19 protein-coding genes are annotated in these 21,152 nt (G+C 59.8%); 10 read left to right on the plus strand and 9 right to left on the minus strand.

What is annotated here, in order from left to right; all coding sequences use genetic code 11:
* Positions 1-110 precede the first annotated feature (110 nt).
* Complete coding sequence (rpsO, locus tag AC2FND_RS01230; RefSeq protein WP_170329634.1) at positions 111-380, plus strand: 30S ribosomal protein S15; 270 nt, start codon at positions 111-113, stop codon at positions 378-380.
* Between the two features lie 198 nt (positions 381-578).
* Positions 579-1,754, plus strand: a complete 1,176-nt coding sequence (locus tag AC2FND_RS01235; RefSeq protein WP_496767452.1) for a S41 family peptidase — start codon at positions 579-581, stop codon at positions 1,752-1,754.
* A 70-nt stretch (positions 1,755-1,824) separates the two neighbouring features.
* Here AC2FND_RS01235 and AC2FND_RS01240 read toward each other — a convergent pair whose 3' ends face one another.
* Together AC2FND_RS01240 and AC2FND_RS01245 are read right to left on the minus strand one after the other, a co-directional pair.
* Complete coding sequence (locus tag AC2FND_RS01240; protein WP_496767454.1) at positions 1,825-2,724, minus strand: hypothetical protein; 900 nt, start codon at positions 2,722-2,724, stop codon at positions 1,825-1,827.
* Positions 2,725-2,885: 161 nt separating this feature from the next.
* Positions 2,886-4,598, minus strand: coding sequence for an adenylate/guanylate cyclase domain-containing protein (locus AC2FND_RS01245; RefSeq protein WP_496767455.1), 1,713 nt, complete (start codon positions 4,596-4,598; stop codon positions 2,886-2,888).
* A 331-nt stretch (positions 4,599-4,929) separates the two neighbouring features.
* On the opposite strand from AC2FND_RS01245, the gene pnp reads away from it, so the two are divergent.
* Together pnp and AC2FND_RS01255 are read left to right on the plus strand one after the other, a co-directional pair.
* A complete protein-coding gene (gene pnp / locus AC2FND_RS01250) occupies positions 4,930-7,080 on the plus strand; it encodes a polyribonucleotide nucleotidyltransferase (protein ID WP_209505097.1) in 2,151 nt (716 codons plus the stop codon).
* A 176-nt stretch (positions 7,081-7,256) separates the two neighbouring features.
* The gene (locus AC2FND_RS01255; protein ID WP_496767457.1) at positions 7,257-8,261 is read left to right on the plus strand and encodes a Hint domain-containing protein; all 1,005 of its coding nucleotides are present in this window, start codon (positions 7,257-7,259) and stop codon (positions 8,259-8,261) included.
* A 12-nt stretch (positions 8,262-8,273) separates the two neighbouring features.
* Here AC2FND_RS01255 and AC2FND_RS01260 read toward each other — a convergent pair whose 3' ends face one another.
* Positions 8,274-8,909 (minus strand): DUF1326 domain-containing protein, encoded by a 636-nt coding sequence (locus tag AC2FND_RS01260; protein ID WP_496767458.1) that lies wholly within the window; start codon positions 8,907-8,909, stop codon positions 8,274-8,276.
* Positions 8,910-9,176: 267 nt separating this feature from the next.
* Between AC2FND_RS01260 and AC2FND_RS01265 the strand changes: the two genes are divergently transcribed.
* Positions 9,177-9,866 (plus strand): outer membrane protein, encoded by a 690-nt coding sequence (locus tag AC2FND_RS01265; RefSeq protein ID WP_209505100.1) that lies wholly within the window; start codon positions 9,177-9,179, stop codon positions 9,864-9,866.
* A 130-nt stretch (positions 9,867-9,996) separates the two neighbouring features.
* On the opposite strand, the gene AC2FND_RS01270 is transcribed toward AC2FND_RS01265, so the two are convergent.
* On the minus strand, positions 9,997-10,647 hold the full coding sequence (locus AC2FND_RS01270; RefSeq protein ID WP_209505101.1) for a peroxiredoxin: 651 nt from the start codon (positions 10,645-10,647) through the stop codon (positions 9,997-9,999).
* 214 nt (positions 10,648-10,861) lie between these two features.
* Between AC2FND_RS01270 and AC2FND_RS01275 the strand changes: the two genes are divergently transcribed.
* Complete coding sequence (locus tag AC2FND_RS01275; RefSeq protein WP_496767460.1) at positions 10,862-12,301, plus strand: aldehyde dehydrogenase family protein; 1,440 nt, start codon at positions 10,862-10,864, stop codon at positions 12,299-12,301.
* A 61-nt stretch (positions 12,302-12,362) separates the two neighbouring features.
* On the opposite strand, the gene AC2FND_RS01280 is transcribed toward AC2FND_RS01275, so the two are convergent.
* Positions 12,363-12,797: a glyoxalase superfamily protein gene (locus AC2FND_RS01280; RefSeq protein ID WP_209598427.1), complete on the minus strand. Its 435-nt coding sequence runs from the start codon at positions 12,795-12,797 to the stop codon at positions 12,363-12,365.
* A 178-nt stretch (positions 12,798-12,975) separates the two neighbouring features.
* A complete protein-coding gene (locus AC2FND_RS01285) occupies positions 12,976-13,827 on the minus strand; it encodes a bifunctional helix-turn-helix domain-containing protein/methylated-DNA--[protein]-cysteine S-methyltransferase (protein ID WP_496767463.1) in 852 nt (283 codons plus the stop codon).
* A 117-nt stretch (positions 13,828-13,944) separates the two neighbouring features.
* Here AC2FND_RS01285 and nth point away from each other — a divergent pair, with 117 nt between their 5' ends.
* Both nth and AC2FND_RS01295 read left to right on the plus strand, forming a co-directional pair.
* Entirely contained in the window at positions 13,945-14,589 is a 645-nt protein-coding gene (nth, locus tag AC2FND_RS01290; RefSeq protein WP_209505105.1) for an endonuclease III, read from the plus strand.
* The gene (locus tag AC2FND_RS01295) at positions 14,586-15,575 is read left to right on the plus strand and encodes an adenosine kinase (protein WP_209505106.1); all 990 of its coding nucleotides are present in this window, start codon (positions 14,586-14,588) and stop codon (positions 15,573-15,575) included. Before nth ends, AC2FND_RS01295 begins: the two co-directional genes overlap by 4 nt.
* Positions 15,576-16,110: 535 nt before the next feature.
* Here AC2FND_RS01295 and AC2FND_RS01300 read toward each other — a convergent pair.
* Positions 16,111-16,602 carry an RNA pyrophosphohydrolase gene (locus tag AC2FND_RS01300; RefSeq protein ID WP_209505107.1) on the minus strand — a complete coding sequence of 164 codons (492 nt, stop codon included), beginning with the start codon at positions 16,600-16,602 and terminating at the stop codon, positions 16,111-16,113.
* 137 nt (positions 16,603-16,739) lie between these two features.
* On the opposite strand from AC2FND_RS01300, the gene AC2FND_RS01305 reads away from it, so the two are divergent.
* Positions 16,740-18,767, plus strand: a complete 2,028-nt coding sequence (locus tag AC2FND_RS01305; RefSeq protein ID WP_496767464.1) for an FAD-dependent oxidoreductase — start codon at positions 16,740-16,742, stop codon at positions 18,765-18,767.
* 20 nt (positions 18,768-18,787) lie between these two features.
* Here the strand turns inward: AC2FND_RS01305 and AC2FND_RS01310 are convergent, their stop codons facing one another.
* Complete coding sequence (locus AC2FND_RS01310; RefSeq protein WP_496767466.1) at positions 18,788-19,396, minus strand: LysE family translocator; 609 nt, start codon at positions 19,394-19,396, stop codon at positions 18,788-18,790.
* 423 nt (positions 19,397-19,819) lie between these two features.
* Here AC2FND_RS01310 and AC2FND_RS01315 point away from each other — a divergent pair, with 423 nt between their 5' ends.
* Positions 19,820-20,725 carry a LysR family transcriptional regulator gene (locus AC2FND_RS01315; protein WP_209505110.1) on the plus strand — a complete coding sequence of 302 codons (906 nt, stop codon included), beginning with the start codon at positions 19,820-19,822 and terminating at the stop codon, positions 20,723-20,725.
* 52 nt (positions 20,726-20,777) lie between these two features.
* Here the strand turns inward: AC2FND_RS01315 and AC2FND_RS01320 are convergent.
* A partial coding sequence (locus tag AC2FND_RS01320) for a LysR substrate-binding domain-containing protein (protein ID WP_496767468.1) occupies positions 20,778-21,152 on the minus strand: 375 nt, incomplete at its 5' end.

Below are 21,152 nucleotides of genomic sequence, written 5' to 3' on the forward strand. Positions count from 1 at the left end.
CGCTTATACGCGCCCATCCGCATCGGAATCGGTGCGGTTTTCTCCATGGGCCTGTGCTGGACGACATCCCGGCCTGCGCCATCAACTCTAACCTTTTAAAGGAGACCCCGATGTCGATCACTGCCGCTGAAAAAGCACGCGTCATGCAAGAATTCGCAACCAAAGAAGGCGACACCGGTTCGCCTGAAGTACAGGTTGCTATCCTGACCTCGCGCATCAACACCCTGACCGAGCACTTCAAGACCCACAAGAAAGACAACCACGGTCGTCGTGGTCTGCTGAAAATGGTTGCTCAGCGCCGTAAGCTGCTGGACTACCTGAAGGGCAAGGAAGAGGCGCGTTACCAGGACCTGATCAAAAAGCTGGGCATCCGCCGCTAAACGTATTTGTTACGTTTTGTACCGGTTCTGAACCCCGGTTTGTAAGATTTGTACGCCCGCCCAATTGGCGGGCGTTTTTCTTATGTGGACGAATATCAAATATACCGACCGACCAACGCTGCGGGTGCTAAACTCATTCTCTGTTGGCAGGGTGCGCCCAATCTGGACATTGACGAACGGCCATGCGCATCGTGAGACATGTCGCTCACGGAAGACCTAAACCAAATTTTAGAAACTGTCTTGTCGACCGATCCCAGCTTTCAGCAGATCGAATATGCGGTGATAGACAATTGCATTAGTGAAACCCGGCGATACGCCTTGGAGGGCTCCACCGAAGCCTTCCTGATGTCCGCGATGCGTCTATTGGCACTTCCCGACAATGGGCACACACGGCTGATCCCGAACGATGCGATCACCGTGCTTCCGCTGAGGTTCGTGAGCGTAGGGCGTTCTGTGCAACTCGTCGGCGCGTTTCCAGAGATAACTGCACCGCGAGGAGAACTGATTGCGGTCAACGGCACAGCTTTGAGCCAGATTGAAGCCAAGGTGGAACAGTTTCTTGCGGGAACGTGCCAAAGGAAGCGAGTCATCGGACCTATTCTTTTGGCTTGGCCGTACGCCTTGGCACGTTTGGGTATTTCGTCAAACGGCGGAACGACCGAGTATCGTGTTCAGGACGAAAATGGGCAGATAACCAATCTGAAAGTGGCGATTGGAAACACCGTTCCTGGATCCATGCTCTACCCGAGAAACGAGCACGGCAAGGATGATCCAACTTGGGTGCCCAAGACTTTTGTGGAGATAAAGGATTGGCAAGATCTTGGGCTATCAATAGCGTTACCGAGCTTTTTTGCTCCGAACGAAACAACGCTGCACAAAGCCGTCTCAGCCGCAGTGGAATACGTGCGCGCCTGTCCGAACAGAACGCTTTTGATTGACGTTCGCGGAAACACCGGCGGCGATTTTCTTCTGACGATGCCTTTGATAGACGCGATCTCGCAAAGCGCAAGTAAGCAGGTTGTTGTACTTGTCGATAAATTCACGTTTTCAGCGGCGATAGTGTTTGTGGCCATCCTCAAACATCGTTTGGGAAACAGGCTCAAACTTATCGGGGAAGAAATGGGTGACGGGTTGATGTTCTTTGCCGAGGGCGGGTTGCTCGAGTTGCCGACCAGCGGAGCGGTTGTTCGATACTCATCAGCTTTTCACGATTGGAAGAATGGAACATCTGACAAAACCACGCCGCCTGAAATCGCGCGGAAGATCGTTCCCGTAGGGGCACTGAAATTGGATTTGGAATGGGTCGCAAATTGTGCAGATGAGGATGCGGACGGCACGTTCTATCAACGAATTCTCAGCAGCGTGAGCACTTAGACAAACGGCCGAGACGGCATCGCGGCTCCCATCCGCGACGCCGCTCGGCATGGCTTTTGCTGTCTTCGGGTCAGATTGCCTGCCACTTTTTGTAGGTATCGACCGCCAAGGCGGTGTCGATCACGAACATCGCAACTGCGGTTACCATCGCCAGCATCGACACCCAGAACGACCCGCTTGCCGAGGCGACGGCCAGTGTCATGCCGCCGACGCAGGTGGCAATCGCGGCGGCTTTTTCAAGGCCGCTCATGTCGGTCAGAACGATGCCCGCAAGTTTGGTGAACCCGACGGACGCCTTGGCGACGCCCAGCATGGCCTTCATCATGGCCAGATCGCTGCCCGCCGTTCCGGCCTTGGCGATTGCGCCGGCATGGCGGCTGATCGGGCCGCTGCATTTGACGGCAATCCCGGCCCCGGCCCGCGTGACCGTCTTGGTTCCGAGCGCCTGATAAACCCCCAGCGCGGCCATGGCCATCGTGATGATATCGGCAAACGCCTTGGCGGCGGCCCCGATAAAGGTGTTCAGCGCGGCTTTCTTGCGCTTTTTCCTGCTGTTGCCCAGCGGTGCCCCCAAAAGCGGCGTGTCCCCCTGCATCAGGATCAGGCTGTCCGCGGTTTCCTGCACCGAGAACGGCGCGGCATCGACGGGAACCGTGGCGGCTTCGGCCTCGGGTATCGGGTCGGGGGACAGGAACCGCGCCTTGATCTGCGCCTGTTGGTCGGCCGGAAGCGCGCGGATATCGGCCCCTTCGTCTGAGGCATAAAGCTCTTCCCATGCGCTTTCCATGATCGCGGCCACGTCCGCCGCGCTTGGTTCGGTGGCCGGGGCTGTCATCAGTGGCATCTTGGGGCCTGCATCAAGGTCGATGTCCTCGACCGCGTCCTCGGGGAGCTTGTCGAGCATCTCGATAAATGACTCGTCGAACACATCAGGGTTGAATGAAATACCAGAGGCGGAATGAAGCTTCATGGGTAAACCTACTTTCATTAACTTTGACACAATAAGCCTGCACAATAGACGAGTTTTGAAATCTCTCTGTGGTGAACATCACACTTGAACAACCGGTCGCCGCCAACCGGGGGGCGCGGCGTTTCGTGGCCGCAGCAGAACGTGTGTCTTTAGATCAGCCGTTATTCGGGAAGACCGGCCTTTTTCCACCCTTCGCGCCAGCTTTCCGCACAGGCCGGAACGGTAAAGACCGGCAGGCTGGTCTGATCCGAGGAAGCGGTGATATCGGGGCGCAATGCTTGCAGGTCGCTTATCGCCGCCTGCGCCGCTGCGGCATCAGACATCTGACCCAAGGCGGCAATAAGCATCAGGTGGCTCATGACAAATCCTGACCGAACGGCCAGAGCGTCACGCGCTGCGGCGGCGGCCTCGTCATACCGGCGCAGTTGAAAAAGCGCACTTGCCCGGGCGATATGCGCCGCATGGCGCATCGGGTCTTTCGGGCTGAGTTCAATGGCATGTGTTGCGTGTTCCAATGCCTCGTCCGACCGGTTCAACATGCACAGGTTGATAGAGGCGAGCATGTGAACACTTGCAGCATTGGGGTTTTCGGCCAGAGCCTGTTTGAACGCCGCCCGCGCGCGCGGCAAGTCGCGGGCCAGCATCGAGATTGAATGCGCCGCATAAGCCATGGCAATGCCGTCGGCGCGGTCGCTCATGAGAACGCGTTCTGCCGCGCTGATGGCGGCCCTGGGCCCTTCGCCGATGGGATCGAGCCCCTGCACAAGGCGTTGAATATGCAGCCATGCCAGCAGCCCTGCGGCTGCGGCGTAATCCGGGTCGCGGTCCAGCGCCAGCGTTGTCAGCCGGATGGCTTCGCGATTGGCGTCATCTGTCAGCAGATGAAAATGCGACTGCGCCTGAAGATAGAGTTCATAGGCTTCGAGGTTTTCGGTCGGCTTGGCGCGGGACCGGTTCGTTTCAGCGTGGCGCAGCGAAGGCTCGATCGCGGTGACGACCTCTTGCGTGACCTTGTCCTGAAGCTCGAAGATATCGTCCAGCACCCCGTCAAAGCGATCGGCCCACAGGTGGCTGCCATTTTCCGCATCGATCAACTGCCCGGTGATCCGGACACGCTGTCCCGCGCGGCGGACGGACCCTTCCAACACATACCGAACCCCAAGCGTCAGGCCGACCTGGCGGATATCCGTCGTTTTTCCCTTGAAGATGAAGGACGAGTTGCGGGCCACGACCATCAGCCAGCGAAAGCGCGACAGTTCCGTGATGATGTCCTCGGTTATACCGTCGGCAAAGAACTCTTGCTCGGGGTCGCCGGACATGTTGTCGAAGGGCAGGACGGCGATCCCCGGGCGTGTGTCGGCGGGTGTTGCAAGATTGGCGGTTGAGCCCTTTGGCCAACACCACACACCAACGCGGCGCGTGATGTTCTTTAGCTCGGCCTGCCCGCCGCCGCCGAACAGACCCGCATCACCCCGGTCAAGGCTGTGATGCGCCGTGTCCGAGATCAGGATCTGGTCGGGTTTGGCCAGAGCCTCGAGCCGGGCAGCGACATTGATGCCATCACCGAAGATGTCTTCGCCTTCCGCAATGACCTCACCCGTGTGAATACCGATGCGCGGCCGCAGCCCTTCGGGCTTGTCGCAGGATTGCAGGGCAATCGCAAAATCCGACGCGTCGGACGTTGACTGGAATTCAGCGATCCAGCCATCCCCCATGCTTTTGATCAATGTGCCGTTGTGGGATTTCAGCAGGGCAGTGCGCGTGTCGTCACGGAACGATTTCAGTGCTGCAAGTGTACCCTCCCGGTCCTGATCCATAAGCGCAGAGTACCCGACAACGTCAGCCGCCAGCACTGTCGTAAGCCGTCTTTTCATTCGCACCCCCCGATGAAAGTTAGGTTAGCGCAGTGATCCGGTTCTGTCAGGCCATTTCCCGGACAGGGGCAATGGCACGCCGCACACCATCATGCGGCCCTTGTGCCTTGTGTCGCGCTGCGAGGGGTCAGGGCCTGCCTCAGCATGATCCGGCCAGCTTTTTCGGTTTCGCTTTCCTTCCAACGCATTCTCATGTATGCGCGCGGTATCTGAGACGTTGTGCCCTGACCCCGGCACTCGAACGGAAGATAAATGGGGTCGGCGGCAATGGGGCCGCCATGCAAAACCGGAGACCCGCAGGGGCGGGAGTGCTCCGTTCTAGGATACGCATATGTTTGATGTAACGAAGAAATCGATGCAGTGGGGCGAGGAGACGCTGACACTGGAAACCGGCAAGGTTGCCCGTCAGGCCGACGGCACCGTGATTGCCACGCTGGGCGAAACCAGCGTCATGGCCAACGTGACCTTTGCCAAGAGCCAAAAACCCGGTCAGGACTTTTTCCCGCTGACCGTACATTACCAAGAGAAATATTACGCCGCCGGTAAGGTTCCGGGTGGCTTTTTCAAGCGCGAGGCGCGTCCGACCGAGAAAGAGACGCTTACCGCGCGTCTGATCGACCGTCCGATCCGCCCGCTGTTCGTTGACGGTTTCAAAAACGAAGTGCTGGTGATGTGCACCGTGCTGAGCCACGATCTGGTCAATGATCCCGACATCGTTGCAATGATCGCCGCCTCGGCTGCGCTGACCATTTCCGGCGCGCCGTTCATGGGCCCGATCGCCGGTGCCCGCGTTGGTTTCGTGGATGGCGAATACGTCCTGAACCCGACCGTGGATGACATGCAGGACCTGCGCCTGAACCCTGAACAGCGTCTGGATCTGGTTGTTGCCGGTACCAAAGACGCCGTGATGATGGTGGAATCGGAAGCCTATGAGCTGTCCGAGGCCGAAATGCTGGGTGCCGTGACCTTTGCGCATGCACAGATCCAACCGGTCATCGACCTGATCATTTCGCTGGCCGAAGACGCCGCGAAAGAGCCGTTTGAATTCGTCGCACCCGATTACTCGGAGCTTTACGCCGCTGTTTCGGCTGCCGGTGAAGAGCAGATGCGCGCCGCGTTCGCGATCACCGACAAGCAGGAGCGCACCGCCGCTGTTGCCGCTGCCCGTGAAGCGATCAAGGAAGCGCTGACCGAGGAACAGCTGGAAGACGCCAACCTTGGCTCGGCGATGAAAAAGCTGGAAGCCGGTATTCTGCGCGGTGACGTCGTCAAGGGCGGCAAGCGCATCGACGGTCGTTCGACCACCGATGTGCGTGCCATCGAAGCCGAAACCTCTCTGCTGCCGCGCACACACGGCTCTGCCCTGTTCACCCGCGGTGAAACTCAGGCGCTGGCCGTGACTACGCTGGGCACCGGCGACGATGAGCAGTTCATCGATGCGCTGCACGGCAACTTCAAATCGAACTTCCTGCTGCATTACAACTTCCCCCCCTATTCGGTTGGTGAAGTGGGCCGCGTGGGTTCGCCCGGCCGTCGCGAGATCGGTCACGGCAAGCTGGCATGGCGCGCGCTGCAGGCGGTTCTGCCTGCGCCGACCGACTTCCCCTATACCATCCGCGTGGTGTCCGAGATCACTGAGTCCAACGGCTCCAGCTCGATGGCGTCTGTCTGCGGCGGGTCGTTGTCGATGATGGATGCGGGTGTTCCGCTGAAAGCTCCGGTTGCCGGTGTGGCCATGGGTCTGATCCTGGAAGATGACGGGTCTTACGCAGTTCTGACCGACATCCTGGGTGACGAAGACCACCTGGGCGATATGGACTTCAAGGTTGCGGGTACTGCAAACGGCATCACCTCGCTTCAGATGGACATCAAGGTCGCGGGCATCACGCCTCAGATCATGGAAACCGCCCTGGCACAGGCCAAGGACGGCCGGATGCACATCCTGGGCGAGATGGGCAAAGCCCTGTCCGAGACCAACGAGTTCTCGGTCCACGCGCCGCGCATCGAGACCATGAACATCCCGACCGACAAGATCCGTGAAGTGATCGGTTCGGGCGGCAAGGTCATCCGCGAGATCGTCGAGGTTTCGGGTGCCAAGGTCGACATCAACGACGATGGCGTCATCAAGATCGCATCGCCCGATGGGGAATCGATCAAGAAAGCCTATGACATGATCTGGTCGATCGTGGCCGAGCCGGAAGAAGGTCAGGTCTATACCGGCAAGGTGGTCAAGATCGTCGATTTCGGTGCCTTCGTGAACTTCTTTGGCAAGCGCGACGGTCTGGTCCACGTGTCCCAGATCGAAAACCGCCGCCTGAACCATCCGTCGGATGTTCTGAAGGAAGGTCAGGAAGTGAAGGTCAAGCTGCTGGGCTTTGACGATCGCGGCAAGGTTCGCCTGTCGATGAAAGTGGTCGATCAGGAAACCGGCGAAGAGATCGTTCCCGAGAAGAAAGAAAAGAAAGAGGAAAGCGCAGAGTAATCTGCCGACCCTCTGATTGAATGCGAAAAGCCCCGGTTTCGACCGGGGCTTTTTTTGTCCGTGCGGTCAAGAACACCGGGCGTCCCGTGGCTTGGTAAATCAATTATTAACACTTCATGCGTGTATTTACTCAACCATAAGGATGATCATGTTACATTCAGGGATGCTTTTCGACCGTGGCCTCGATTACCGTTTTCGAAATCAGCGCAGACCCCTACAGCAATAAAAGCGTCGATATAACCGCCGCTTATTTCGTTGACATCACCGACAATGACGCCCTGTTGCAGGATCCCGACCCTGACAGCGCGCAGCTTGACCTGTCGGCCCTGCCCGGTTTTTCCGGGACAAGCCAGAATTTCAGCGCCTTCGAAAGCTATTCGGGAACGGTGAACGGGGCGCCTGTCACCTTCATTCTGGTACAGTTCTCGAACCCGCGCTACATCATCGTCACCTCGGGTCAGGCGCAGTTGAACGATACGATCACGGGGACCAGCTTTGGCGGGACGGCAGCGCCAACCACGTATCAGACCTTGCCGTCTTTCGTGTGTTTCACCGCCGGGTCCCTGATCCGGACGCCCGTCGGGCTGCGCCGGGTCGAGACGCTGAACCCCGGCGACCCGGTTGTCACCGCCAAGGGCCATACCCGCCCGGTGCGCTGGATCGGCAGGCGTCGCTTGTCAGCGCAGGAGTTGCAGCAGGACCCTCATCTCTGCCCGGTACGGATCATGGCGGGGTGTTTCGGGACAAACAGCCCAAGCCGTGATCTGGTCGTCTCGCCACAGCACAGGATCGCCGTCACCTCGGCGATGATGGAACTGATGCATTGCGAGACCGCGATGCTGGCCCCGGCCAAGGGGTTGATCAACGGGCGGACAATCGTTCAGGAGCTGCCCGCGCAAGGGGTCGAGTATGTCCATATCCTATTTGACCGGCATGAGCTGGTAAACGTCGAAGGCATCTGGTCCGAATCCTTCTATCCCGGTGACACGACACTGGGCGCGATGGCACCCGCCACACGGCGCGAGCTGTTCACCCTGTTCCCGGATCTGGCCTGCGGTGCTGATGGCTATGGATCAACCGCGTTGCCGGTGCTGAAACCCTTTGAGGTTCGGGTGCTGAAGGCGGATCTGACGCTGCCCTGCTGGTCATCGGTCCCGAACACATCTGCGCACGCCGCCTGACAGGGGTGCCGATCAGTGGGTAACCCCGCCGGGCCCATGTTTCAGAAGATGCCACTGGCCATAGCTGTCCTTCAGGTCCAGCTCTATCGCGGCATCAGAGCGGGTCGAGGCACTGCCAATCTCGGCAATGGAAAACTCGATCCCGCCCGGGATATCGATGCGGACCCGATGCGCGCCGCCACCATGCGGGGCCTGAATCGGCTGTCCGGTGGATTTCAGAACATCACCAACGGTAACGCTGGCCGTGCGTTCTTCGAGGTCCATCTCGAACTCGATCGGCAGGTAGAGCGTGTCATGAACCGTCTCGCACATCGCCCTGAACACATACCAATGCGTCGCCATCTCTTCGGTTTCTTCACCGTGAAAGACCTTTTCCAGCGCGTCGCGCTGTGCCGGGGTTGCTGCGGGATCAACGATCACCTGCATCTCGCCGCCGCCTTCAAAGATCGGCCCCGGCCAGGCATAGATCAGCGCGGCTTTGGTCCCGCTGAGGTCGGTGTCGCCGAAATGCCCTTTGGTCACCTCCAGCACTTCGAACCCCCGGCAATCGCCATGGGTCGGCAACTCTTCGAACTGGCAGGGGCAAGAATAGCCGCAGTTGCAGTTCCCGAAACTCTCTCCTTCAACATACCAATCTGTAAAAGCCATGGTCTTCTCCCGCTAAGTACAGTCCGAAAGCCCGAGGTGATTGGTCGTATGCCTGAGTTTTGCCCCCCGCGCACTCTATCACAAATTGCCCGGAACCAGAACCTGAGGGCCATGAGACGGCAGATGAACGGTCCTGCCCAGCCCCGGATCTATTCATTCACGCGCGTCCAAAAACCTGTGAAACGAAGTGATAGCCCCGCGCCTTTCCTTTCCGTCAAGCCCGCCCACATCGAGGCCAAGCAGAGTTTTGGAGCAACGGAGACAATCATGTTCAAGCGCATTTTACTTACCTCAACGGCCCTTGCCGCCAGCGCGACGGCGCTTGCCGCGCAAAGCCTGGGCGACGGCACCTATGTTCAGGGCTTTGTCGGGTACAGCCAGTTGCAGGACAGCGATTTCGCAGGCACGATCGGCGGCGCGCCGCAGTCGGTCGACACGGAGTTCGACGCAGGGTTCGGTCTGGGCGTGGCCATCGGCAAGGAGATCCCGCAATGGTCCAATGACAGGTTCGGCACGCGTATTGAGCTGGAGCTGTCTTACCGCGACAGCGACGTGGATGGTGTGAACTTCTCGGGCAACGGGCCGGGGGCCGAGGGCAATATCTCGGGCGATGTCACGCAGACCTCATTGTTTGCCAATGTGCTGTTCGATTTCAAACAGGCGGGTGCGCTGACGCCCTATGCCGGGTTTGGTCTGGGGGCCACCTATTCGGATCTGGATTTTGCCTATGGGCCCGGTGTGGCGCTGGATGACAGCGACACCGCCTTTGCCGCGCAGCTGATCGCCGGTGTGGCTTACGAGATCAACCCGTCAACCGCCTTTACCGTCGACGCCCGCTATGCCCGCGCCTTTGACGTCTCGTCGCGGCGGCTGGCCCCGAACGGCGCGTTGACCGGCATCGTCGAAGACGATCTGGATACGTTCAGTGTCAATTTCGGGCTTCGGTACAAGTTCTGAGGTCCAGGGGCAGGTCTCCCTTCGGTTACCCTGCCCCCGCCTGCTTCATCTGGCCCCAAATATCCTCGGGGGGAAATCGTGCCGGCAGGCACGATGGGGGGCAGACAGCCCCCCTGACCCGGCACCCGCCTTAAGACGGCGCTTTGGTCTTGCGCAGATAGGGAAAGATCGTCTCGAACGCGCCGAATTTGGCCTTGGCGTCTTCGTTCGACACTGAGGGCGGGATGATCACGTCTTCACCCGGCACCCAGTTGGCAGGCGTTGCGACACCCTTCGACGACATCTGCAACCCGTCCAGCGCGCGCAGGATTTCCGCAAAGTTGCGGCCCACGGTCATCGGATAGGTCATCGACAGTTTCAGCTGCTTGTCAGGGCCGATGATAAAGACCGACCGCACGGTGGCGCTGTCCGCCGGGGTGCGACCATCAGGCAGGTAGGCTTCGGCGGGCAGCATATCGAAGGCTTTCGACACCGCCAGCCCCTCATCAGCGATGATCGGGAACCCGGGATTGGCCTTGCCGTATTCCTCGATATCCTTCTTCCACTTCTTGTGGTCTTCGACACCGTCAACCGAAACGCCGATCACCTTGGTGTTGCGCGCGGCCCATTCGTCGTTCAGCTGCGCGACGGCCGAGAATTCGGTGGTGCAGACAGGCGTGAAATCCTTGGGGTGCGAGAACAGAATGGCCCAGCTGTCGCCAATCCAGTCGTGAAACTGAATGGTGCCCTGATCTGTTTCTGCGGTGAAGTTCGGGACCGTATCGTTGATGCGCAAACCCATGGGGTATCTCCTTTCCAGTATTAACCTGAGTCGATTGCCCGCAACCTAATCACTTTGCCCATGGGTTAAAACTTGCATCGTGGTCGCGGCCTGGAAATTCACCGGTTTCACTGGAAAAATAATTTGATCAAATTATCTATTGCCCCCTGTTCGCTTGGGTGACAGAGTGTCGGCGAACAGCCGGATTCTAGCTGGACCGACAGGAGGGCTCAGGATGATCGAAAAGCGGAACTTCTATATCAATGGTCAATGGATCGCGCCGTCGCAACCCAATGATTTCGAGGTCATCAACCCCTCGACCGAGGAGCCGTGCGCGGTGATCTCACTGGGTGGGCAGGCCGACACGGATGCGGCAGTTGCCGCCGCCAAGGCCGCCCTGCCGGGCTGGATGGCAACGCCGGTGGAGACCCGCATCGCGCTGGTCGAGAAGCTGATCGACATCTACCAGACCCGCGCGGAAGATCTGGCGCAGGCCATGTCGCTGGAAATGGGCGCGCCGATTGACATGTCGCGCAGCCAGCAGGTTGGTGCAGGCACATGGCATTTGCAGAACTTCATCCGCGCGGCCAAGGCGTTTCAGTTTGAACGCCCTCTGGGGGATGACGCCCCGAATGACCGGATCATCTATGAGGCGGTTGGCGTGGCCGCATTGATCACGCCCTGGAACTGGCCGATGAACCAGGTCACGCTCAAGGTCGGTGCAGCGGCGATTGCGGGCTGCACGATGGTTCTGAAACCCTCCGAGCAAAGCCCGCTGAACGCGATGATTTTTGCCGAGATGATGGACGAGGCAGGGTTCCCGCCCGGTGTCTTCAATCTGGTAAACGGCGATGGCGCGGGCGTTGGCTCGCAGCTGTCGGGTCATCCCGACGTAGATATGGTCAGCTTTACCGGCTCGACCCGTGCGGGTACGGCGATTTCGAAGAACGCGGCGGAAACGCTCAAGAAAGTGCATCTGGAGCTGGGTGGCAAAGGCGCCAATGTGGTCTTTGCCGATGCCGATGAAAAGGCTGTCAAACGCGGCGTGCTGCACATGATGAACAACACCGGCCAGAGCTGTAACGCCCCCAGCCGGATGCTGGTGCAGCGCCCGATCTATGATCAGGCTGTTGAGATCGCCGCCGAGGTCGCCAGCAAGGTCACGGTGGGCAGCGCCGCAGAAGAGGGCCGTCATATCGGACCCGTCGTGAATGAGGTTCAGTGGACCAAGATTCAGGACCTGATCCAGAAAGGTATCGACGAAGGGGCGCGGCTGGTCGCGGGCGGCACCGGACGCCCCGAGGGGCTGAACAAGGGCTATTATGTCCGCCCCACGGTCTTTGCCGATGCCAACAACCAGATGACCATCGCGCGCGAGGAAATCTTTGGCCCGGTTCTGACCATGATCCCCTTCGACACCGAGGAAGAGGCTGTCGAGATCGCCAATGACACACCTTATGGCCTGACCAATTATGTGCAGACGCAGGACAAGGCGCGCGCCAACCGCATGGCGCGGGTTCTGCGGTCGGGCATGGTCGAGATGAACGGCCAGTCGCGCAGCGCGGGCTCTCCGTTTGGTGGGATGAAGCAATCCGGCAACGGGCGCGAAGGTGGCGTTTGGGGGCTGGAGGACTTTCTGGAAGTCAAATCCGTCGGCGGCTGGGCGGCTGAATAATACACCCAGCGCAATGCGAGATGAGAGGGCGAGGCAACGCGGTTGCCTCGCCCGTGTTATGTCAGACAGGCCGCACCACTAGCTGGGGTTCCCCGTCGGACGTATGGCGACGGGAACGACCGTCCCAACCAATCTCTCCGGTCACGCGCTGGCGATAGGCCGAGAAACTGTCGAACCGGACCACATCGACGGGCGTGTCGAACTGCAGGGTCACCCGGCGGTGCGCACCGTCCCCCAGCATGGTCAGACCACGAATTTCCGCCGTGAACGGCTGGCCCAGGTAGCGACCTTCGACCCGGTCCCCCACACGCAAACGCATCCGGTTGCCCGCCACCGCGTGCAATGTGTTCCAGTCGCGCATCCCATGTTGATGCGCCACCAGTTCCAGGGCCTGACCGTGCGACAGCTGAACGCCGGTGTCGCGCAGTTTCCGTCGCAGGCGTTTGGCCTGCTCTTTCAGCTCCTCCAGCGGAGCGATGTCTTGTGACAGTGTCATGTTTTGCCTCGTTTCCTTGAACGGGCGCGAGTTTAGGACGGGGTTCGCATTACCATCCGCGCGCCGGGAAAGGGCAACAGATGTTTTTTTCAACCGGGTTTCACCAAAGCCAATGGCCGCGAACGGCAGGGGACCCAAACCTGCCGTGCTTTTTGGCAGCGGTCGGGCCTGCTGTCAATCAGGCGTCGGCCTGTGCCGCCTCATAGGCCAGCATGGCCCGTTTGACCGGCAGACCCCAGTGATAGCCGCCCAACCCCCCGGATTTGCGCAGGGCGCGGTGACACGGGATCAGCCAGCTGACCGGGTTGCGCCCGACCGCCGTCCCCACGGCGCGCACGGCCTGTGGCGAACCCACGCGCTGCGCGATCTCGGAATAGGTGGTGACCTGCCCCGACGGGATGTGCATCAGTGCTTCCCATACCTTGATCTGCAAGGGCGAGCCGATCAGGTAGAGCGGTGTCGGCTCTGACCGGTCGCTGGCCGTGCCGAATGCGCTGAGAACCCAGGGTCGCAGGCGCATCGGATCTTCGACATAATCCGCGTTGGGCCAGCGCGAGATCATATCCTCCATCGCCGCCTTCTCTCCGGTTTCAGCCCCGAAGGCGATGCCGCAGATGCCCTTGTCGGTGCCCATGACCAGCGCGGGGCCAAAGGGGCATTCGAACCAGCCCCAGTAGATCGTCAGACCCGCGCCCCTGCGGGCATATTCGCCGGGGCTCATGGACTCCCATTTCAGGAACAGATCATGCAGGCGGCCACTGCCGGACAGGCCTACGTTATGGGCGGTTTCAAGCGTGGTGAACCGTTCGTGCAGCAGCGCCTTGGCATGGCCCAGCGTCAGGTATTGCTGATACCGTTTTGGCGACACTCCGGTCCAACGCGAGAACAGGCGCTGGAAATGGGCCGGGCTCATATCCATCTGGCGGGCCAACTCATCAAGGCTCAGGCCCTCGCCGCCCTGATCGATCAGCTCGATTGCCCGGCGCATGACGTTGTAGTGGTATCCGCTTTCGGGGGTCTGGACGTTCATGGTTGCACCTCGTTGTCTGGCACAAACCATAGCGCGCGCGACACGCTGCCGCGACCCGGAACTTGCGCATTGGCTTTGGGCTTGTGTCGCGGCCCCTCGGGCGGCATTAAGGCCCGGATGGCAAAGCAACTCGACTATCATACGATCCGCGAGATCTTTACGCGCTTTCAGGAGGCCGACCCCGAACCCAAGGGTGAGCTTGAGCATGTGAATGTCTACACGCTGGTCGTGGCCGTGGCGCTGTCGGCGCAGGCAACCGATGCGGGGGTCAACAAGGCCACGCGCGAGTTGTTCAAGATCGCCGATACGCCGCAAAAGATGCTGGATCTGGGCGAAGAGGGCCTGATCGAGCATATCAAGACCATCGGCCTGTTCCGCCAGAAGGCCAAGAACGTCATCAAGCTGAGCCGTATTCTGGTCGAAGACTATGGCGGTGAAGTTCCAAATTCCCGTGCAGCGCTGCAATCGCTGCCGGGTGTCGGGCGCAAGACCGCCAACGTTGTGCTGAACATGTGGTGGCGGCAGCCGGCGCAGGCTGTGGACACGCATATCTTTCGCGTCGGCAACCGCACCGGCATCTGCCCCGGCAAGGACGTGGACGCGGTCGAGCGCGCCATCGAAGACAATATCCCCGCCGATTTTCAACTCCATGCGCATCACTGGCTGATCCTGCATGGCCGGTACCATTGCAAGGCGCGCAAGCCGCAATGCCCGACCTGCATCATCCGTGATCTCTGTCAATTCGAGGACAAGACATTATGAAAACCTACCAGCTGACCGGTATCGGAAATGCCGTTGTCGACGTGATCTCGCAGGCCGATGACAGTTTCCTGGAACTGATGGGCATTGAAAAAGGCATCATGCAACTGATCGAGCAGGAGCGCGGCGAGCTTCTGTATGCCTCGATGGAGCGCCGGGTGCAGACGCCGGGCGGGTCCGTTGCCAACACGATTGCGGGCGCAGGTGCGCTGGGGCTGGATGCGGCCTTTATCGGGCGGGTGCATGACGACGCGCTGGGCCGGTTCTATGCGGATGCGATGAACGAAGATGGCGTCGATTTCGTGAACCCGCCGGTTCCGGGCGGGGAATTGCCGACCTCGCGCTCGATGATCTTTGTCTCGCCCGATGGCGAGCGGTCGATGAACACCTATCTGGGCATCTCTTCGGAACTGTCGTCGCATGATGTGCCCGATGAGGTCGCCGGAAGCAGCCAGATCATGTTCCTTGAGGGCTATCTGTTTGACAAGGAAAAGGGAAAGGCCGCATTTCTTGAGGCCGCGCGCGCCTGCCACAAGGGCGGCGGCAAGACCGGGATCGCCATTTCCGACCCGTTCTGCGTGGAACGGCACCGGGTCGATTTCCTGCTGCTGATCGAGAACGAGCTGGAATTTGTCATCGGCAACGAGGCCGAGATCAAATCGCTGTTTGAAACCGACGATCTGGAAGAGGCGCTGATCAAGACCGCCGAGATTTGCCCGCTGGTGGTTTGCACACGCTCGGGTGATGGCGTGACCGTCCTGAACGGAGGCGCACGCATCGACGTGCCGGTCAAGAAGATCGTCCCCGTAGACGCAACCGGCGCAGGCGACCAGTTCGCCGCAGGGTTCCTGTATGGAATGGCCACCGGGCGCGACTACGAGACCTGCGCCAGAATCGGGAACGTCTGCGCTCGCGAGGTCATCAGCCATATCGGCCCGAGACCCGAGGCGGATATGATCGAACTTCTGAGGAACGAAGGGCTGGTTTGAGTCCGAAGTTACCGGAGAAAGTACTGCACCCTCCGTTCGCTTGACATGCGTCCGTCATCTGGCAAGTTAAATAGTATTATTGTGGAGGGTAATTCTTTGAGAAAACTTCTTGCAGGAATAGCAACAGCAATCTTGACTACAGTGACCCCGACCTTCGCTCAGGAAATTACAGCTGGTTCCCGAATTACTGTGACTTCAGACTGGCACTCACAGAACGGTGGGCCATACAGCCCAAATATCGTGTCTTGCAAATCGAACAGCGGCTTGTGCCTTCGAGACACCAATACTTCTCCTGCAAACAATCCTATGACAAAAACTAAGAGTGGCTTGCAGGTCGTCTTCAAGGATTTTGGGGTTGTCTATTTGTTCAGACCGGGTGGAAAGGGCACTTTTCACGATATGTCCGGCAAGCAGACTGGAAAATTCAAGTGGACACAGTGACGACTTGACTACTGGATGGTTCGCTCCATTGCGCAACTTTGATGAATGCCAGCTAAGTCCGCCTAGCAGATCAATCTGAAAAACATCCAAGCGATCAGAATTCGCTTAGATAATCGGAAAAAGCCTCGACCACGCGCTTATACACATCGCGCTTGAAGGGCACGATTTCGGCGATCAGCCGGTCGGGCTTCTGCCATTTCCAGCGGGTAAATTCCGGGTGGTCGGTTTCGATGTTGATCTGATCGTCGGCGCCGGTGAAGCGCAGCAGGAACCATTTCTGTTCCTGCCCGCGATAGCGGCCTTTCCAGATGTGGGGCACGATGTCATGGGGCAGATCATAGGGCAGCCAGCCCTCGGTTTCGGCGATGACTTCGACCAGATCAGCCGTGACCCCGGTTTCTTCCCACAGCTCGCGCAGGGCTGCGTCGCGGGGATCTTCGCCCTTGTCCACACCGCCCTGCGGCATTTGCCAGGCGTCCGCGTGGCGGTCGTTGCGCTGGCCCACGAAGATCTTGCCCTCGGCATTCATCAGCATCAGCCCGACGCAGGGGCGATAGGGCAGTTTGGCGATTTCTTCGGGGGTCATGCGCGGCCTCATCGGGTTGTTCCGCCCACCTCTAGCAATCACCGGCGCCACAGCAAAGAGGGTGACGTGGGGTTTCGCGTGACAAAGTTTACGCGAACGTCAATCTATCACGCAAATTCAGGAGGGAGAGTTCCGCCATGACTGCGTACCCGAATATGCTGGCCCCGCTGGATCTGGGCTTTACCACGTTGAAAAACCGCGTGTTGATGGGCTCGATGCATACGGGGCTTGAGGAGACCGGCGACTGGAACCGGGTGGCCGAGTTCTATGCCGACCGGGCGCGGGGCGGCGTGGCGCTGATGGTGACGGGCGGGATTGGTCCGAACCTTGAAGGCTCGGTCCTGCCGGGAGCTTCGATGATGGTGAGCGACAAGGATGTGGCGCACCATTCCATCGTGACGCAGCGCGTCCATGAAGCGGGCGGCAAGATTGCAATGCAGATCCTGCATGCGGGGCGCTATGCCTACGGGCCGAAATGCGTGGCCCCCAGCCCGGTGAAATCGCCGATCTCTCCGTTCCCGCCCACTGAGCTGGATGAAGAGGGCATCGAGAAGCAGATCAGCGATATCGTCAACGCCGCCGTACTGGCGCAAAAGGCGGGCTATGACGGGGTCGAGATCATGGGGTCGGAGGGGTACTTCCTGAACCAGTTCCTTGTGACCCATACCAACAAGCGCACCGACCGCTGGGGCGGATCTTATGAGAACCGGATGCGTCTGCCGATCGAAGTTGTGCGCCGCACGCGCGAGGCGGTGGGCACCGATTTCATCATCATCTACCGGCTGTCGATGATCGATCTGGTCCCCAACGGCTCGACCCATGACGAGGTGGTGCAACTGGCGCAGGAGATCGAAAAGGCCGGGGCCACGATCATCAACACCGGGATCGGCTGGCACGAGGCGCGGATTCCCACGATTGCCACCAGCGTACCGCGCGCGGCCTTTGCCTGGGTGACCAAGAAGCTGATGGGCAAGGTGGGGATACCGGTGATCACCTCGAACCGGATCAACACGCCCGAGGTGGCCGAAGAGGTTCTGTCGACCGGTTGCGCCGACATGGTCTCGCTGGCCCGTCCGATGCTGGCGGATGCGGATTTCGTGGCCAAGGCGATTGCGGGTGAGGCCGCAAAGATCGCACCTTGCATTGCCTGCAATCAGGCCTGTCTGGATCACACGTTCAGCGGCAAGCTGACCTCGTGCCTCGTGAACCCGCGCGCCTGTCATGAGACCGAACTGGTGATTGAACCGGCCAAAACGCGCAAATCCATTGCCATTGTGGGGGCAGGCCCTGCCGGTCTGTCGACCGCAATGATCGCGGCCCAGCGCGGCCACGATGTTACCCTGTTCGACCGCGCTGATGAGGTCGGCGGGCAGCTGAACATGGCCAAGCAGGTGCCGGGGAAAGAAGAATTCTGGGGACTGGTCGACTGGTACCGCACCATGATGGATGATCTGGGCGTGAAAGTGGAACTGAACCGCGAGGTAGGCGCAGATGACCTGACCGGCTTTGACGAGGTGGTCATCGCCACCGGTGTCAGCCCGCGTGATCCGCAGATACCGGGGCAGGATCGGGACAACGTGCTGAGTTACATCGACGTGCTGCGCGGCAAGGCCGAGGTTGGCAAGTCTGCTGCCGTGATCGGGGCCGGTGGCATCGGCTTTGATGTGTCCGAGTTCCTGCTGGAAGAGGGTCACAGCGCCACGACCGACCTGCCGCTGTGGATGAAGGAATGGGGCGTGACGGACCCGGCTGAGCACCGTGCAGGGTTGGCGCCAGAGGGGCCGCAACCCAGCGCCCCCGCACGGCAGGTCACCCTATTGCAGCGCAAGAAGCAGGCACATGGCAAAGGTCTTGGCAAAACCACCGGCTGGATTCACCGGGCAACGCTGAAGATGAAGAACGTCAGTTTCGTGGGCGGCGTGAATTATGAACGCATCGACGATGACGGACTGCATGTCAGCTTTGGCGAAGAGCGCGCAGACCCGACGGTGATCGCGGCCGATACCATCGTGTTGTGTGCCGGTCAGGTGTCCGAACGGTCACTGGCGGACGCGCTGATCGAGCGGGGCATCACCCCCCATGTGATCGGGGGTGCGGATGTCGCCGCCGAGCTGGACGCCAAGCGCGCGATCAATCAGGGCACGCGGCTGGCGGCGAAGTTCTGATCGCCCCGGTTTAGCGTTTCCTAGTCGGACAGCGCGAGTTTTGCACCCAGTGCGCCAAAGGCCGTTGCAAAACTCCGCCTGATCCACTTCATCACCGTTGGACGGCGGATCACATAGTCGCGGGCCAGTGCTGCGCAGCCCCCGTATCCGACGAAGACAACAAAGGTCATGCCCATAAAGGCCAGTGCCAGCTGGATCAGCGCACCCCCTGCGTTCGCCGTGTCGGCTGGCAGGAACTGCGGCAGAAACGCCAGAAAGAACAGCGACAGCTTGGGGTTCAGCACGTTGATGAGCGTTCCGGTGATGGCAATCTTGAAACTGCTTTTCGCGGTCTTGTCGGCGGTGACATCCAAGGCGCCGCCACTCCTGAGGATGCCCCACGCCATGTAGAAAAGGTAAATGACACCAAGGTATTTCACGAGCTGAAACGCCACGGCACTGGCGTGCAGCAATGCGGCAAGCCCGACGATACTGGCCACGGCAGCGGGAACGATTCCCACTGTGCATCCGACCGCGGCGGCAACGCTGGCCCGGAAACCGCGGCCCAGGCCAACGGCCAGTGTGTAGATGACACCGGTGCCTGGCAGCAGCACGACGATCATGGATGTGATGAAGAATTCCAGTGACATTCAAACCCCCTGCCAATGCCCGCAGGGTCGCGAACATCCGCGAAGATGTAAATAGCGATCGGTCCGGGAGCACGGATGCGGCCCGGTGTCGCCGCTGGGCGGGGTGGCGAAACTTGGCTTTGAAAAGGGTTTTCAGGGTACCGTGCCCCCGGCCAAAACACCGGGACAGGCCGACGACGATGAAAACGGATTTCCTGACCCCCTCTGTTGTCACAAAAATGCCATTCTAAGATGAACAGAAACGCGTAATTGCGCGGAAAATGCAGTATCGCAGGCGTCGGGGCCGGTTTGGAAACCACTGTTTCTGCGTTTCTCATACGCAAACGATCCGATTCAAATCCCTGATATTATCCCATGTATGCCCCGATTCCGCCCAGATTCAGAGCGATAGTCGGGTTGGAAATCAAGATCTGGGGAACGAGAATGGACCGACTGACCGAAATGGAAGCCTTCGCCAATGTGGTGGACCAGGGTGGCTTCACCGATGCGGCCAAGAAGATGGGCATCTCCAAATCGGCCGTGTCCAAACACGTCTCGAGCCTCGAAGCGCGTCTGGGAGCCCGGCTGCTGAATCGCACCACGCGCAGGGTGTCGCCGACAGAAATCGGCCTGGCCTATTATGACCGCGCGCGTCGCGTTCTGAATGATGCGGGTGAAGCGGATTCGCTGGTCACATCGATGCAATCGGCCCCGTCCGGACTGCTGCGCATCAGCGTTGCCACGGATTTCGGCGTCAATCATCTGTCGCCTGTCCTGTCCGATTTCCTGGCCGTTTACCCCGACATCACCGTGAACATGGTTCTGAACAACCGCTATGTCGAACTGATTTCCGAAGGATTTGACGTGGCCGTGCGCATCGGTGAGCTGGAAGACAGCACGTTGCGCGCCCGCAAGCTGACCGAAACGGTCAAACGCATGGTCGCCGCGCCCAGCTATATCGAACGGTTCGGGCGCCCGCAGAAGATCGACGATCTGAACGAACACAAGTTGCTGCACTATTCCAGCCAGTCGTCAGGCAATGTCTGGAAACTGACCGCACCGTCTGGCGAGAAGCGTCAGGTGCGCACCGCGGGTTGGCTGAGCGTGAATGACGGCCAGTCGCTGCTGAACGCAGCCATCTCGGGGCTGGGGATCGCGTATCTGCCCAGCTATCTTTATGCCGAAGCGTTGAAATCGGGGCGGGTTGTCGATGCCATGCCGTCCCTGCCGGACGAGGTACAGGGCATTTACGCCGTTTATCCGCCCGGCCGCTTCACACAACCCAAAGTACGGGCCTTCATCGATTTTCTGGTCGATGCATTCGAGGACAAAAGCCCGATGGATTGGTAGTTTCTCCCTGAAGACCAACCTCTGGCCCGCATGTCAAAGTGCGGGCCTTTTTTTATGAACCGATCACCGTCAGGCCGATGGATCGCGCGGAAGAGCGCAGGCTTTCCGTCAATACGTTCTGACCCGGCGGCGGCGTTTCGGCGTTGCGCGCCAGCAATGCGATATCGCGATTGGCATTGGGAATGGACAGCGGGCGCAGCCGTACTTCGTCGCGGTAAATGCCCTGTCTGCGGGCAAACAGATCCGGCAGTACCGCAACCCCAACCCCCGAGGCCGCCATCAAGACAATGGAATCAAGCGTTGTGCCTTCATATTCATCCGAAACCACACCACCGCATTCGGCTGCCAGCGCATAGACGATGCGCGACAGGCGGTGGCTTTGGTCAAGGGTCAGGAACAGCCGGTTCTGCAAGTCGGCAGCTCTGAC

This window comes from Ruegeria sp. BHSB056 (assembly GCF_059613305.1).

What these genes read in the sequence shown, in the direction of transcription:
- AC2FND_RS01305 (WP_496767464.1), top strand. Translation starts at nt 16,740, where the DNA reads ATGACTGCGTACCCGAATATGCTGGCCCCGCTGGATCTGGGCTTTACC.
- AC2FND_RS01300 (WP_209505107.1), bottom strand. Translation starts at nt 16,602, where the DNA reads ATGACCCCCGAAGAAATCGCCAAACTGCCCTATCGCCCCTGCGTCGGG.
- pnp (WP_209505097.1), top strand. Translation starts at nt 4,930, where the DNA reads ATGTTTGATGTAACGAAGAAATCGATGCAGTGGGGCGAGGAGACGCTG.
- AC2FND_RS01310 (WP_496767466.1), bottom strand. Translation starts at nt 19,396, where the DNA reads ATGTCACTGGAATTCTTCATCACATCCATGATCGTCGTGCTGCTGCCA.
- AC2FND_RS01260 (WP_496767458.1), bottom strand. Translation starts at nt 8,909, where the DNA reads ATGGCTTTTACAGATTGGTATGTTGAAGGAGAGAGTTTCGGGAACTGC.
- rpsO (WP_170329634.1), top strand. Translation starts at nt 111, where the DNA reads ATGTCGATCACTGCCGCTGAAAAAGCACGCGTCATGCAAGAATTCGCA.
- AC2FND_RS01285 (WP_496767463.1), bottom strand. Translation starts at nt 13,827, where the DNA reads ATGAACGTCCAGACCCCCGAAAGCGGATACCACTACAACGTCATGCGC.
- nth (WP_209505105.1), top strand. Translation starts at nt 13,945, where the DNA reads ATGGCAAAGCAACTCGACTATCATACGATCCGCGAGATCTTTACGCGC.
- AC2FND_RS01240 (WP_496767454.1), bottom strand. Translation starts at nt 2,724, where the DNA reads ATGAAGCTTCATTCCGCCTCTGGTATTTCATTCAACCCTGATGTGTTC.
- AC2FND_RS01315 (WP_209505110.1), top strand. Translation starts at nt 19,820, where the DNA reads ATGGACCGACTGACCGAAATGGAAGCCTTCGCCAATGTGGTGGACCAG.
- AC2FND_RS01235 (WP_496767452.1), top strand. Translation starts at nt 579, where the DNA reads ATGTCGCTCACGGAAGACCTAAACCAAATTTTAGAAACTGTCTTGTCG.
- AC2FND_RS01245 (WP_496767455.1), bottom strand. Translation starts at nt 4,598, where the DNA reads ATGAAAAGACGGCTTACGACAGTGCTGGCGGCTGACGTTGTCGGGTAC.
- AC2FND_RS01275 (WP_496767460.1), top strand. Translation starts at nt 10,862, where the DNA reads ATGATCGAAAAGCGGAACTTCTATATCAATGGTCAATGGATCGCGCCG.
- AC2FND_RS01265 (WP_209505100.1), top strand. Translation starts at nt 9,177, where the DNA reads ATGTTCAAGCGCATTTTACTTACCTCAACGGCCCTTGCCGCCAGCGCG.
- AC2FND_RS01295 (WP_209505106.1), top strand. Translation starts at nt 14,586, where the DNA reads ATGAAAACCTACCAGCTGACCGGTATCGGAAATGCCGTTGTCGACGTG.
- AC2FND_RS01280 (WP_209598427.1), bottom strand. Translation starts at nt 12,797, where the DNA reads ATGACACTGTCACAAGACATCGCTCCGCTGGAGGAGCTGAAAGAGCAG.
- AC2FND_RS01270 (WP_209505101.1), bottom strand. Translation starts at nt 10,647, where the DNA reads ATGGGTTTGCGCATCAACGATACGGTCCCGAACTTCACCGCAGAAACA.